The 13,920-nt window shown below is 65.5% G+C and carries 14 protein-coding genes and 1 pseudogene; 4 read left to right on the forward strand and 11 right to left on the reverse strand.

Going from position 1 to position 13,920, the window contains the following annotated elements; all coding sequences use genetic code 11:
* Positions 1–31: 31 nt before the first annotated feature.
* A complete protein-coding gene (locus QX132_RS25950; RefSeq protein ID WP_315737613.1) occupies positions 32–409 on the reverse strand; it encodes a helix-turn-helix domain-containing protein in 378 nt (125 codons plus the stop codon).
* A 117-nt stretch (positions 410–526) separates the two neighbouring features.
* Here QX132_RS25950 and QX132_RS25955 point away from each other — a divergent pair, with 117 nt between their 5' ends.
* Positions 527–1,543: a zinc-binding alcohol dehydrogenase family protein gene (locus QX132_RS25955; RefSeq protein WP_315776619.1), complete on the forward strand. Its 1,017-nt coding sequence runs from the start codon at positions 527–529 to the stop codon at positions 1,541–1,543.
* A gap of 223 nt (positions 1,544–1,766) precedes the next feature.
* Positions 1,767–2,987 (forward strand): chromate efflux transporter, encoded by a 1,221-nt coding sequence (gene chrA, locus QX132_RS25960; RefSeq protein ID WP_315776784.1) that lies wholly within the window; start codon positions 1,767–1,769, stop codon positions 2,985–2,987.
* 78 nt (positions 2,988–3,065) lie between these two features.
* Here chrA and QX132_RS25965 read toward each other — a convergent pair whose 3' ends face one another.
* Positions 3,066–3,362, reverse strand: coding sequence for a hypothetical protein (locus QX132_RS25965; RefSeq protein WP_316163222.1), 297 nt, complete (start codon positions 3,360–3,362; stop codon positions 3,066–3,068).
* Positions 3,363–3,726: 364 nt separating this feature from the next.
* On the opposite strand from QX132_RS25965, the gene QX132_RS25970 reads away from it, so the two are divergent.
* The gene (locus QX132_RS25970; protein ID WP_316163223.1) at positions 3,727–5,190 is read left to right on the forward strand and encodes a hypothetical protein; all 1,464 of its coding nucleotides are present in this window, start codon (positions 3,727–3,729) and stop codon (positions 5,188–5,190) included.
* Positions 5,191–5,332: 142 nt separating this feature from the next.
* Here QX132_RS25970 and QX132_RS25975 read toward each other — a convergent pair whose 3' ends face one another.
* Positions 5,333–5,512 carry a hypothetical protein gene (locus QX132_RS25975; RefSeq protein WP_316163224.1) on the reverse strand — a complete coding sequence of 60 codons (180 nt, stop codon included), beginning with the start codon at positions 5,510–5,512 and terminating at the stop codon, positions 5,333–5,335.
* Between the two features lie 4 nt (positions 5,513–5,516).
* Positions 5,517–5,760: pseudogene (locus QX132_RS25980) on the reverse strand (chloride channel protein); the annotation flags it as partial.
* A 209-nt stretch (positions 5,761–5,969) separates the two neighbouring features.
* Between QX132_RS25980 and QX132_RS25985 the strand changes: the two are divergent.
* Complete coding sequence (locus QX132_RS25985) at positions 5,970–7,970, forward strand: HAMP domain-containing methyl-accepting chemotaxis protein (protein WP_316163225.1); 2,001 nt, start codon at positions 5,970–5,972, stop codon at positions 7,968–7,970.
* A 199-nt stretch (positions 7,971–8,169) separates the two neighbouring features.
* Here QX132_RS25985 and rplQ read toward each other — a convergent pair whose 3' ends face one another.
* From rplQ to rplO, 7 genes are all read right to left on the reverse strand, one after another.
* Positions 8,170–8,583, reverse strand: coding sequence for a 50S ribosomal protein L17 (gene rplQ / locus QX132_RS25990; protein WP_315754213.1), 414 nt, complete (start codon positions 8,581–8,583; stop codon positions 8,170–8,172).
* Between the two features lie 160 nt (positions 8,584–8,743).
* Positions 8,744–9,775, reverse strand: a complete 1,032-nt coding sequence (locus QX132_RS25995; RefSeq protein WP_315737606.1) for a DNA-directed RNA polymerase subunit alpha — start codon at positions 9,773–9,775, stop codon at positions 8,744–8,746.
* Between the two features lie 112 nt (positions 9,776–9,887).
* Positions 9,888–10,277: a 30S ribosomal protein S11 gene (rpsK, locus tag QX132_RS26000; protein ID WP_012045029.1), complete on the reverse strand. Its 390-nt coding sequence runs from the start codon at positions 10,275–10,277 to the stop codon at positions 9,888–9,890.
* 128 nt (positions 10,278–10,405) lie between these two features.
* Positions 10,406–10,774, reverse strand: coding sequence for a 30S ribosomal protein S13 (rpsM, locus tag QX132_RS26005; protein WP_006611860.1), 369 nt, complete (start codon positions 10,772–10,774; stop codon positions 10,406–10,408).
* A gap of 196 nt (positions 10,775–10,970) precedes the next feature.
* On the reverse strand, positions 10,971–11,852 hold the full coding sequence (locus tag QX132_RS26010) for an adenylate kinase (RefSeq protein ID WP_316163226.1): 882 nt from the start codon (positions 11,850–11,852) through the stop codon (positions 10,971–10,973).
* An 84-nt stretch (positions 11,853–11,936) separates the two neighbouring features.
* Positions 11,937–13,271: a preprotein translocase subunit SecY gene (secY, locus tag QX132_RS26015; RefSeq protein ID WP_315714557.1), complete on the reverse strand. Its 1,335-nt coding sequence runs from the start codon at positions 13,269–13,271 to the stop codon at positions 11,937–11,939.
* Positions 13,272–13,427: 156 nt separating this feature from the next.
* Positions 13,428–13,913: a 50S ribosomal protein L15 gene (gene rplO / locus QX132_RS26020; protein WP_315737604.1), complete on the reverse strand. Its 486-nt coding sequence runs from the start codon at positions 13,911–13,913 to the stop codon at positions 13,428–13,430.
* Between the last annotated feature and the right edge of the window lie 7 nt (positions 13,914–13,920).

Here is a 13,920-nt window from a genome sequence, read left to right on the forward strand (position 1 = left end):
GATATAGGCGGAACGGCGGGTGCGGCCAAGCTCAGGCGGTCTGATGCGGCGCTTTGATGGTCTCCGCAACGGGTGCGCAGGACAGCCGTTCCTGGTGCCGCTCGCCCCAGCTTCTGAGAACCTCGATCACCGGCCGCAGGCTCTCGCCGACCTCGGACAGGCTGTATTCGACGCGCGGCGGCACCTCGGCATAGACCTTGCGGACGACCAGCCCGTCGTCCTCGAGCGCCCGCAGCTGCTTGGTCAACATGCGCTGAGTGATGCCGGGCATCAGCCGGCGCAGCTCGCCGAAGCGCTGGCTGCCACCCTGCAGGTGGTAGAGGATCACGCCCTTCCACTTGCCGTCGATCAGATCGAGCGTGGCTTCGACCGCGCAGCCGGGACGGCGGGTGAAATTCTTCCGTTTCATCGCGTTTTGGCCCAATAGTATCCAAATGGGGACTAGTTCCCCATTTTTACAGTACTTGCTGAAGTGATGCCAGCAGGACAAACAGATCCTATTGCCAAGCCAACCAGGAGGCTGTTCATGAAGGCCGTCGGATACCAGCAGTCGCTGCCCATCACCGAGGACCGCGCGCTGTTCGATTTCGAGACCGCCAAACCCGAGCCGAAGGGACGCGACATCCGCGTCGCCGTGAAAGCGGTCTCGGTCAATCCGGTCGACACCAAGGTGCGCAAGCGCGCCGCACCGCCCGCCGGCGAAACCAAGATCCTGGGCTATGACGCCGCTGGCGTGGTCGAGGCTATCGGCCCGGACGTGAGCCTGTTCAAGCCCGGTGACGAGGTGTTCTACGCCGGCTCGATCCTGCGCCAGGGCACCAATGCCGAATTCCATCTGGTCGACGAGCGCATCGTCGGCCGCAAGCCGAAGAGCCTGTCGTTCGCCGAAGCCGCCGCCCTGCCCCTGACCTCGATCACGGCCTGGGAGCTCTTGTTCGACCGGCTCGGCGCAATCCCCGGCAAGAGCCTCGACGACCGCACTTTGCTGATCACGGGCGCCGCCGGCGGCGTCGGCTCGATCCTGATCCAGCTCGCGCGCCGGCTCACCGGGCTGACCGTGCTCGCCACGGCGACGCGACCGGAGTCGCGCGACTGGTGCCTGAAGCTCGGCGCCCATGCCGTGATCGATCATGGCAAGCCGATGAAAGAGCAGATCGACGCGCTGAAGCTGCCGCCGGTCGCGCTCATCGCGAGCCTCACCCACAGCGACCAGCACTACAAGGCAATCGCCGACTTCATGACGCCGCAGGGCAAGTTCGGCCTGATCGACGATCCCGCCGAGTTCTCGCTCGCCGCCTTCAAGGGCAAGGCGATCTCGATCCACTGGGAGTCGATGTTCACGCGCTCATCTTTCACGACACCCGACATGATCGCGCAGCACCATCTGCTCAACGACGTGTCCGACCTGATCGACAAGGGCGTGATCCGCACCACCCTTGGCGACAATTACGGCACCATCAACGCGGCCAACCTCAAGCGCGCGCACGCGTTGATCGAGAGCAACACCTCCCGCGGCAAGATCGTGCTGGAGGGATGGAGCTAACTAGCAGGCAACAATGGGCAAAGGCGCACAGGCGGTCTCCTCGCGCGAGATCGCGGGGGCGCCGTGCCCACCATTCCACCGATCGAAAGCATGAGATGGCCAGCAGCCGACGCGCGGTCCGATCAGCGGCCATGAGCGATTGAGACTGGCCGACGGTCCCGTTTCCCCTTAACGAAAGCCGATAGGAACCTCCTCGCGACTGGAACGAACGTCCGTGAGCAGCCTGAAGTCCGCGACCAACCCGCCCGCCGATCACGGCGGGCGCTCCGGATCTGCGCTCGAGGTCCTGCGGATCTTCCTCACGCTCGGCCTGACCTGCTTCGGCGGTCCGATCGCCCACATCGGCTACTTCCGCGACGAGTTCGTCGTCAGGCGGAAGTGGATCGACGAGCATGCCTATGCCGATCTGGTGGGCCTCTGCCAGTTCCTGCCCGGCCCCGCCAGCAGCCAGGTCGGATTCTCCATCGGGCTGATGCGGGCCGGCTATCTCGGCGCGCTCGCCGCCTGGACCGGCTTCACCCTGCCATCGGCCGCGATTCTCGTGCTGTTCGCCTATGGTGCCGGCCAATTGAGTGGTCCGGTCGGCGACGGCCTGCTGCATGGACTGAAGCTGACCGCGGTCGCCATCGTCGCGCAGGCGGTCTGGGGCATGGCGCGCACGCTCTGCCCCGACCGGACGCGCGCCTCGATCGCGGTCGCCGCAACCCTCGTCATCCTATTCAGCACCGCCTCGCTCGCCCAGATCGGAGCGATCGTTCTCGGCGGACTCGCCGGTCTGTGGCTCTGCCGCGGCGAGGCGGCGCCGTCCGGACACGTCGCGATTCCGGTGTCGCGGACCGTGGGGCTGGTTGCGCTCGCCATGTTTGCCATCCTGTTGGCGGGACTTCCGCTGCTGCGCGGCGTGACGGGATCGACCGGCGTCGCCTTGTTCGATGCCTTCTATCGCTCGGGCGCACTCGTGTTCGGCGGTGGGCACGTCGTGCTTCCGCTGCTGCGCGAGGCCTTCGTCGGACCTGGCTGGCTGAGCGACGACGCCTTTCTCGCTGGCTACGGCGCCGCGCAGGCCGTACCGGGCCCGCTCTTCACCTTCGCCGCCTATCTCGGCACCGTCGTCGCTCCGGAGCCGCATGGGATCGTCGGAGCCGCGCTCGGTCTCCTGGGCATCTTCCTGCCGGGCATGCTTGTCCTGCTCGCCGCGCTGCCGTTCTGGGACTCGTTCCGCAAACGCGCAGGCGCCCAGGCCATGATGCGGGGGGTCAACGCCGCGGTCGTCGGTGTGCTGGGAGCGGCCCTGTACGACCCGGTCTGGACAACCACCATCCACAACGCCGCGGATTTTGGCATCGCCCTGATCGGCTTCGTCCTGCTGGTCGCATGGCGCGCGCCGCCGCTCGTCGTGGTCGCGTTCAGCGCCGCTGCCGGCGTCACGGTCGCGCTGGTGTGAGCGGCGCCGCCGTCGCATCACATGATGGCAAAGCGCCGCCACGGCGGCGCCTTGCCGCCAGCGAACCGCCGTGCGCGGCTAATTGTGCTTCTTCCAGAAGATGCGCGCGCCCTGCACGGATTGCGCGACGTTGATGCGGGCACGCTCGAACGGCGTCACCACGCCGTCCACCTTGGCCTTGTTTTCCAGCTTCTGGACGTGGATCTGACCGCGGACGAGCTGCTGCGCCTCCGGATAGGTCAGCCGTCCGCTCGCGATGCCGCTGTAGACGCGATGTGACTGGTTGTGCTGACGCGCATCGATCAGCGGCGTGCCCGCAAGGCTTGCGCCCGATGTCAGCACGAGCAGCAACGCAGCGGCCATGATGGACTTCATTTCACTCTCCTGTGGTTGTCGTCCACTGGCGTGAAGACCTCATTGTCCGCACTTCTCCAGCGAACGGCCGCAAGGATGCGCGCGATCAGCGGTGCCGGCCGTGCCCGCGCTCACACTGCAGCCCCTGTCGGCCGATGAAGACGAATGCAGCCGCGATCGACCGTCCGGCAGAGCCGCATTTCACGCCGCGAGGCGCCTCCGAAAAAAAACGCGGGTTGCGTGAGCTACCGGTCTTGCAAATCTCACCTTTGGGTGCATGTTCGCCGCGCACTACTTTTGAATGAATCATTTTCAGCAATCATTTGCGACGCATGGCGGCGAGACCATCGGCCCATCCCAGCGCGCACATCAATGGAGACCGGCCATGAAGACGATTCAGTGGCTCATGCTCACTTTCGCGACGACCATCACCGCAAGCGGCCTTGCCGGCGCCTTCAGCCCGGCCAGCGCCGCCCCTCCACCGCCGGCGAAGAACTGCCCGGCCTTCGGCTGGTCGGAGGGACTGGGCAATTATCTCAAGCCGGACGCCGCCTTCCCCACCTCCGACACCAAGACCATCCCGACGCCGGACTGCAATTTCCATCAATGGTCGTGGGAGGCGTTCGTCTGGGCGACGGCGCTGGTGAAGGATTCGGGCTCCGGCGCCGCCGTCCCGCGGTTCATGACCTTGGCGACGCCCGACGAGTTGCTCGGCAACGCCGAGAATGCCGGCGCACCACGGCCGCGCCCGCTGACGCTGGCGGCCCGTGCCCAGGTCTTCCACGGCACGGCCGGCTTCACCGAAGGCGCCGGCGCTATCGTCGAAGCCGACGGCAACATGCTGGTCGCGCAGAACGGCTATCCCGTCTACGCCTCGGTTCACATGAACCAGAGCTATTTCAGCACGGCGCGCAAGAACCTGATCGTGACCGGCGGCTACCAGAGCCAGCCGGCGGATTCCTCCTTCGCCGTTGGCGATGCGGTGTTCAAGGCGACGTGGCTGCGGCTCGACCCCGGGCAGGCACCGCCTGCGGGCGCCTATACGACCCAGGCGCAGGTGCCGGTGCTGGAGAACAACATCACCCCCGGCCTGATCACGATCCGCCCGGTGCCCGGCAAATTCGTCACCGTGACCGTGGCGCTGATCGGGCTCCACGTGGTCGGCTACACCGAGAACCACCCCGAATTCCTGTGGGGCACGTTCGAGCTGAAGAACAACTCGCCGCAGACGCCGGACAACACCTTTGCGCCATCGGCGAGCCGCTCGGATCCGAAGAGCTACACGCTCTACAAGGGCCGCACGCCGTTCTCACAGGTCAACATCCCGGCTCTGCCCGGCGCCAACCGGCCGCAACTGCGGCTCGATCCGGCGACCCAGAAGCTCACACCGGTGAGCAACGTCGTGCTCGAGAATCAGACCGGCGGCGAGAACCAGCCCAATGGCGTCGGCAACATCTTCGCGATCACGGCGCAAGCCCAGGGCTTTCTCTCCGGCCTGAAAGGCCCGCAATCGACGTTCGCGAACTACGCCCTCGACGGCACGGTCTGGATGCTCCCCAACTCGTATAATCTGAACAGCAACCAGACCAGCGCGGTCGGCTCGGTCAATCTCGCCAACGCCACCGCCGAGACCTTCGTGCAGAACGCCGACAACACGCCGATCAAGAACGTGCTGAATTGCTTCCTGTGCCACAACCCGACGTCGTATTCGTTCCAGACGCCGCCGCCGGCCAAGCTGCCGAACCGGCTGATCGCGCTGAGCCACGTGCTGTCGATCGGCTCACCCTACGAGGTGCCGAACTCGATCTCCGGCCGGCTCCTGATGCGGCCAGATCCGTTCAGGAAGTAGAGCGACGAACCTTGCGCGACGGCGCCGGCAACGGGGCCGCCGACGGTCATTTCGCACTGATGGCAGATCCCAGGATCTGCCATCAAGCGATTGAACCGACGCCGTTATCGGCGCGCGCCGAACACTGTGGATGAGCGCGAGGTCAGGACGGCGCGGCAAACCGCTTCGGTCCTTGCGCTGCCTCAGCCTTTGTCTCAGCTCTGGCGACGAAGCCCTTGGCGAGGGCGTGATGGAGCCCCTCCTCACAAATGAGACGCGAGGTGCCGTAGGCGATCAGCGCGGCCGTCATCAGCGGCACCACCATGACGTGGTTGTCAGTCATCTCGCAGCACCTTGCCGATGGCGATGCGGATCGACACCAGCGGGCTGCGCGCGCTTGTATCCGTCAGGTGGCGTGCGGCGATCGCCTGCGGGATTGCCGCTGCCTTGCGCGTTCAGGAAGAAGCGCTGGGTCAGATAGACCGACAGCGCGAAAACCGGCGGGCGTCACCACCAGCGACGCGTAGCGTGACTTCGACAGCAGCCAGTTGAAGGCGAGCCGGCCAGGTCGGCGAGCTCAGCCAGCGCGACGCCGCACAACCGGCTGCAGTGCGCAAGAAAACATCCATGCGTTTGACTCCGCGGGAGATTTTGTCTCCATTTCGAACTTTCCGTCACGAATGTTTTAAGATCGACGAGGTATTTGCGTAGTTGCGCGTGTGAAACGTCGCGAACACTCTCAACCTTCTCTGCGACGTCTCTCCGCCCGACGGCTCCCGTTCAGACCTGATGTGACAGAAATGCAGCAAGCCCTGTTTGCGCACGCAAGCCGCCTCCTCTCCGTGCTCTTCCAGCGACTACGTCCAAGCCTCGCCACCCAGATCGCGGCGCTCGGCACCGCCGGCGTAATCGTGGTCGGTGCGCTCTGCCTCGGCGGCCTGGAGCATGCGGCCCAGATCCAGCAGGCCGCGGACGACGGCATGCGGTTCCGCATTCACATCGCCACCCTGTCGGAGGGCTTTCTTGAGACCCAACAGCTCGCCACGCGATTCCTGCGCAGCCGCGACGAGAGCCTGATCGCCAGGCACGCCGATCGCCTCGCGCAGGGGCTGCGCGCGCTCGACGCCGTCGAGGCCTATGTCGCGACCGCGCCCCAGGGAGACCCCATCGGCGAGGTCGGCGCGCTCCGCCCCGGCATCAACCTCTACGCGACGCGGTTCCAGAACATCGTCGGCGCGCAGCGCGTGCTTGGCTTCCGCGACGGCGACGGGCTGCAAGGCCGGCTGCAGAATGCCGCCCGCCCGTTCGAGACCGTGGTCACTCAAATCAGCGATCCCAGGCTGTCGCTCGCCATGCTGGCCATGCGCCGGCTCGAGACCGAGTTCCTGCTGCGCGGCGAGGAGAGGATCAGCGACCGCTTCGACGAGGCCGAAAGCGAGTTCGAGGCGGCGCTGGCGCGCGCGCCGGTCGCGGCAGCCAGCAAGTCGGAGCTCCTGCCGTTCGTCCGCGCCTACAAGCAGGCCTTCGCGGCGGTGGCGGTCTCGCGCCAGGCGCTGGACGAGCAGGCCGAGGACCTCGACCAGATCTTCGATCGCATCCGCCCGGCGCTGGTCAAGGCAGCGGCCGCCGCTCAGCGGCGCGCCGACGCGGGGGAGCGCAGGGCGGCGGAAGTCCGGCAGCTGCTGACATGGATCACCGGTGCGACCGCAATCGCGCTCGCGGTCGCCGCCGTGCTGTTCGGCCGCCGCGTCGCGCGGTTGATCCGGCGTATGAGCACGGCGATGTACGAGCTCGCCGCCGGCCGCTTCGAGATCGTGCTGCCCGGCCTCGGACGAAGCGACGAGATCGGCGCGATGGCGCAGGCGGTCGAGCAGTTCAAGCTCAAGGCCCGTGAGCGCGCGGACGCCGAGCTCGAAATCCGCCGCGAGGAGGACCGGCGCGCTGCCGAGCGCCATCGCGCCGGGCTCGCGCGGCTGGCAGAGGCGTTCGAAGCCACCGCCGGCCAGGTGATCGTGTCGGTGTCGTCCGCATCGCAGGAGCTGACGCAGTCGGCGCATGGACTGACCGAGACGGCCCATCACACCCAGGCGCTCTCGGCGGCCGTGGCCTCGGCCTCCCAGGAGGCCTCGCACAACGTGCAGCGCGTCGCCGCCGCGACCGAGCAGATGATGGCCTCGGCGGCCGAGATCGGCCGGCAGGTCGACATCTCCGCAGCCATTGCGCGCGACGCCGTCGATCAGGCGAGGCAGACCGACGAGCGGATGGCAATGCTGGCCGCCGCGGCCGACCGCATCGGCAGCGTCATCCAGCTGATCGCCACGATCGCGCAGCAGACCAACCTGCTGGCGCTCAATGCGACCATCGAAGCCGCGCGGGCCGGTGAAGCCGGTGCCGGCTTTGCCGTGGTCGCCCAGGAGGTCAAGACGCTCGCCAAGCAGACCGCGGATGCGACCGAGGATATCCGCGAGCAGATCGCCGGCATCCAGACGGCGACGCGGGATTCCGTCGGTGCCATTGGCGCCATCGTCGACATCATCAGCCGCATCTCGGAGATCGCCTCGCACGTCGCAACCGCGATCGAGGGTCAGGGCAATGCCACGCGCGACATCGTCCGCAACATCCAAGGCGCGTCCGAGCGCACCGCCCAGGTGGCGCACAGCATCGGCGAGGTCACACAGGGCGCCTCACGGACCGGCGAGGCCTCATCTCAGGTCCTCAGCGCCGCCCGGCTGCTGACCGAAGGCAACGACCGCCTCCGCCATGACCTCGATGACTTCGTCCGCACCATCCGCGCGGCGTGAGTGAGCGCGACCGTCCCACTTCATGTCGCTGCGAGCACAGCGACGGAATCAACTTTGCGCAGCCCTGGATGCGTCGCTGCGCGCGCGTGACGATGTGGCAAGAGGACGAGACACCCTCCCCGCCTCATCCGGCCACGCCACCTCAAACGAAAACGGCGCCCGAAGGCGCCGCTCTGCAAACCCTGGATCGGAGCGACCGTTACGCCGCTTCCGAGGTCTCCTGCACCGGACCGGAGTCCAGGCCCTTGGCATCGACGTCGCGGTCGACGAACTCGATCACGGCCATCGCGGCGTTGTCGCCGTAGCGGAAGCCGGCCTTGATGATGCGGGTGTAGCCGCCGTTGCGGTCCTTGTAGCGCGGCGCCAGGACGTCGAACAGCTTCTTGACCTGGTCGACATCGCGCATCTCCGCGATCGCCTGGCGGCGCAGCGCCAAGCCGCCCTTCTTGCCGAGCGTGACGAGCTTCTCGACGATCGGCCTGAGCTCCTTGGCCTTCGGCAGCGTGGTGACGATCTGCTCGTGCTTGATCAGCGCGGCGCACATGTTGGCGAACATCGCCTTGCGATGCTCGGCGGTGCGGTTGAGCTTCCGATGAACCTTGCCGTGACGCATTGTCTTAGTCCTTCATTTCAATCTGCCGCGACGGTTCGTCGGACATGTTGCTCAGGTGGGCTGCCTGCGTTCGCCCAGAAGTGCGAGTAGCGAATGGCGAGTAGCGAATAGTTCTTCCTATTCGCCACTTCCTACTCGCTATTCGCCACTCCCTATTCGCTCAGTAATGATCTTCGAAGCGCTTGGCGAGCTCGTCGATGTTCTCCGGCGGCCAGCCCGGCACTTCCATGCCGAGATGCAGACCCATCTGGGCCAGTACTTCCTTGATCTCGTTCAGCGACTTGCGGCCGAAGTTCGGGGTGCGCAGCATCTCTGCTTCCGACTTCTGCACGAGGTCGCCGATGTAGACGATGTTGTCGTTCTTCAGGCAGTTCGCCGAACGCACCGACAGCTCGAGCTCGTCCACCTTCTTGAGGAAGGCCGGGTTGAAGGCGAGGTCCGGGATGATCTCCTGGGCGACTTCCTTGCGCGGCTCTTCGAAGTTGACGAAGACGTTGAGCTGGTCCTGCAGGATGCGGGCGGCATAAGCCACCGCGTCCTCCGGCGTGATCGCGCCGTTGGTCTCGATCGTCATGGTCAGCTTGTCGTAGTCGAGGATCTGGCCCTCGCGGGTGTTCTCGACCTTGTAGGAGACTTTGCGGACCGGAGAGAACAGGCTGTCGACCGGGATCAGGCCGATCGGCGCGTCCTCGGGGCGGTTGCGATCGGCGGCGACATAGCCCTTGCCGGTCGCGACCGTGAACTCCATGCGGATCTCGGCACCCTCGTCCAGGGTGCAGAGCTGCAGGTCGGGGTTCAGAACGACGATGTCGCCGACGGTCTGGATGTCACCGGCGGTGACCGCGCCCGGGCCCTGCTTCTTCACGACCATCCGCTTCGGGCCTTCGCCCTGCATCTTGATCGAGATGTCCTTGATGTTCAGCACGATGTCGGTCACGTCCTCGCGGACACCGGCGATCGAGGAGAACTCGTGCAGCACGCCGTCGATGTGCACCGACTGCACAGCGGCGCCCTGCAGCGACGACAGCAGGATGCGACGGAGCGCATTGCCGAGCGTCTGGCCGAAACCGCGCTCCAGCGGCTCGGCAACCACGGTGGCGAAACGGGTCGCGTCGGAGCCCGGCGTGACCTGGAGCTTGTTCGGCCGAATCAATTCTTGCCAATTCTTCTGGATCGTCACTGTTTCACCCATGGGCCAGTCATGGGATCTGACTGACTGGCGTTGGAGAACCGCGCTTCAGATCGCGGCAGTCGAAATGTCTCAAAAGCACGACGAGGCGGACATGCTGTCCGCCTCTTTCAGATTAGACGCGCCGACGCTTGCGCGGACGGCAACCATTGTGCGGGATCGTCGTCACGTCGCGGATCGAGGTGACGGTGAAGCCCGCAGCCTGCAGCGCGCGCAGCGCCGATTCGCGGCCAGAGCCAGGGCCGGCAACCTCGACCTCGAGGGTGCGCATGCCATGTTCCTGGGCCTTCTTGGACACGTCCTCCGCCGCGACCTGCGCGGCATACGGGGTCGACTTGCGCGATCCCTTGAAACCCATCGTACCGGCGGACGACCAGGCAATGGTGTTGCCCTGTGCGTCGGTGATGGTGATGGTGGTGTTGTTGAACGACGAATTCACATGAGCGACGCCGGAGGCGATGTTCTTGCGCTCGCGACGGCGGACACGTGTGGCTTCCTTGGCCATATAAGTACCTTTCTTGAGATCTCAACGCCGCCGTAATGCCAGCGGCTACACCAAACGAGCGAATGGTAAATAGCGAATAGCGAGAAGGGCTTCCCCTACCCGCTATCCGCGCATTCGCAATTCGCCAATTACTTCTTCTTGCCGGCGATCGCCTTGGCCGGCCCCTTGCGCGTGCGCGCATTGGTGTGGGTGCGCTGACCACGCACCGGCAGGCCGCGGCGATGACGCAGGCCGCGATAGCAGCCAAGGTCCATCAGCCGCTTGATGTTGATGCCGGTCTCGCGACGGAGGTCACCCTCGACGACGTAGTCACGGTCGATGATCTCGCGGATCTGCAGGACTTCCTGGTCGCTCAGCTGGTTGACGCGGCGATCTTCCGCGATCTTCACCTTCTCCACGATCTCACCCGCGATCTTCGGGCCGATGCCATGGATGTACTGGAGCGCGATCAGGACGCGCTTGTTGGTCGGGATGTTGACACCGGCAATACGGGCCACGGACTTCTCTCCTGTCACCGATCCCAGGACGGACCGGCCTTCATTCTCGCTATCTCGGGCAGGTGTCCGCAAACGCGAACAAGACGCCCACCCCTCGATTCGTGGGGCCCGGCATCTCTGGGAAAACCATCCGACTTTGATGCGGGCTTATTAATGGATTCACACGGCGGTCGTCAACCGCCCCTACAAGATTCGATCACCTCGCCGCACGCTTTTTTGCAGCCTTTGCAGAGGTTTTGCGGGTTCCCCTGGTGGCCTTGGCGGCGGGCCTGGCAGCCTTCTTCGAAGCCTTGGAGGCCTTCTTCGGCGTCGTCTTGACTGCCTTTCTTGCGGTCTTGGCGGACTTATTGACTGCCTTTTTCGCCGGTGCGGCTGCCTTAGGAGCCTTTTTGGCAGCCTTCTTGGCCGATTTTGCCGGCCCCGTCTTGCCCGGTGCCTTGGCGCTGCGCTTGGCCGGGCTCGCCTTCTTGGCCGCCCGGTTACCGCCGGTCTTGCCAACGGCGGCCAGGATCCGACCGATCTCCTCGGTCACCTGCTCGATCGGCATCATGCCGTCGACGGTCGCCAGCATCCGATGGTCGGAATAATAGTGGATCAGGGGTGCGGTCTGGTCGCGGTAGCTGGCCAGGCGCTTGGTGAGGACCTCCGGCGTGTCATCGGCCCGAACAGCTTCGCCGCGCGCGCGGGTCTCGGCGGCCCGGCGCTCGACGCGCTCAAGCAGCACACCTTCATTGACGCGGAGTTCGATCACCGCGTCGAGCTTCATCTGCTTCTGCTTCAACAGCGCATCCAGCGCCTCGGCCTGCGGCACCGTGCGCGGGAAGCCATCGAGGATGAAACCATTGGCCGCGTCGGGCTGCTCGATCCGGTCCGCGATGATGCCGACCACGACCTCGTCCGGGACCAGACCGCCCGCCGCCATGATGTCCTTGGCCTTCAGCCCGATCGGCGTCTGCGCCGCCACCGCGGCGCGCAGCATGTCACCGGTCGACAGCTGGACGATGCCATACTGCTGCACGAGGCGCTGCGCCTGCGTTCCCTTGCCCGAGCCGGGCGGTCCCAGAAGAATGAGTCTCATCGAATTTCGCCCCCCGGCACACGGTGAGCGACCCTCCCGCACACCTTGTTCTTGGCTTTGTGGTTCCCGGGCCGCGATCCGCCGCTATCCGCGGCGGCGCCCCCGCAGCTTCGACTTCCTGATCAGCCCCTCATATTGATGGGCGAGCAGATAACCCTGAACCTGCGCCACAGTATCCATCGTAACGCTGACCACGATCAGAAGCGAAGTGCCACCAAAGTAGAACGGGACGGAAGCGTAGGAAATCAGAATTTCCGGGATCAGACACACGATCGCCAGATAGATGGCGCCGAGCACGGTGATCCGCGACAGCACGTAATCGATATATTCCGCGGTGCGCTCGCCCGGCCTGATGCCGGGGATGAATCCGCCGTGCTTCTTGAGGTTGTCCGCGGTCTCGGTCGGGTTGAACACGATCGCGGTGTAGAAGAAGGCAAAGAACAGGATCAGCGCCAGATACAGCACCAGGAACAGCGGCCGGCCATGACCGAGCTGCGTCGTGATCCACTGGAACCACTCGGGTCCCTTGCCGGCGTTGAAATTGGCGACCGTGGTCGGCAGCAGCAGCAGCGACGAGGCGAAGATCGGCGGGATCACGCCCGAGGTGTTCAGCTTGAGCGGCAGATGCGAGGACTGGCCCTCGAACATCTTGTTGCCGACCTGGCGCTTCGGATACTGGATCAGGAGCCGGCGCTGGGCGCGCTCCACGAACACGATGAAGGCGATCACGGCAACTGCCATCACGATGACAATCAGGATCAGGCCGGTCGACAGCGCGCCCTGACGTCCGAGCTCGAGCATGTTGGCGAGCGCCGAGGGCAGCTCGGCCACGATGCCGGACAGGATGATCAGCGAGATGCCGTTGCCGATGCCGCGCGAGGTGATCTGCTCGCCCAGCCACATCAGGAACATGGTGCCGCCGGTCAGCGTGATCGCGGTGGAGAGGCGGAAGAACAGGCCGGGATCGGCAACGACGTTGCCCGCGCCTTCGAGGCCGACGGCGATGCCGTACGACTGCACCGCGGCGAGAATCACCGTCAGATAGCGGGTGTACTGATTCAGCATCTTGCGGCCAGCCTCACCCTCTTTCTTGAGGGCTTCGAGCTGGGGCGAGACGGTGGTGAGCAACTGAATGATGATCGATGCCGAGATGTACGGCATGATGTTCAGCGCAAAGATCGCCATGCGGTGAATGCCGCCGCCGGCGAACATGTTGAACATGCCGAGAATGCCGCCGGCCTGGGTCCGGAACACCGAGTCCCAGATGTTCGGATCGATGCCTGGCAGCGGAATGTAGGTGCCGAGGCGGTAGACCAGCAGCGCACCGAGGGTGAACCAGATGCGCTTCTTCAGCTCATCGGCCTTCGCGAGCGCGCCGAAATTGAGGTTTGCCGCCAGTTGTTCCGCTGCTGAGGCCATGTCTAGCTTTCTCCCGCCGCCCTTCTTCACCGCATTGGGCCCCGCGAGGGCTCGCAGGGCCGGGCAGACGCCGGATATTATCTGGTGCGCGGGCGCGTTCTGTCCATTGCCCTGCCCTATCCGGCATGCGCCGGAGGCAGGGCAATGACGCAGATGTTACGCAGCCTCGCCTTCGTCCTTGGCTGGCGCCAGGAGCTTGACGGTGCCGCCGGCCTTCTCGACCGCCGCGATCGCCGACTTCGAGGCGCCATGCACCTCGATGTTGATCTTCGCAGTGAGCTCGCCACGGCCGAGCAGACGCACGCCGTCCTTCGGCCGCCGCAGCGCGCCCGACTTCACCAGCGCCTCGGCGTTGATCACGCTGCCGGCGTCGAGCTTCTTGGCGTCGATCGCCTGCTGGATCCGGTCGAGATTGATCTCGACGAAATCGAGCGCGAAGATGTTGTTGAAGCCGCGCTTCGGCAGACGGCGATGCATCGGCATCTGACCGCCTTCGAAGCCCTTGATGCGCACGCCGGAGCGCGCGGTCTGGCCCTTGCCGCCACGGCCCGAGGTCTTGCCCTTGCCGGAGCCGATGCCGCGGCCGACGCGCATGCGCTTCTTACGCGCGCCGGCGTTGTCGGCGATATCGCTGAGCTTCATCGCCCTT

This window comes from Bradyrhizobium sp. SZCCHNRI20481, from assembly GCF_032485055.1.
Lineage (GTDB): Bacteria > Pseudomonadota > Alphaproteobacteria > Rhizobiales > Xanthobacteraceae > Bradyrhizobium.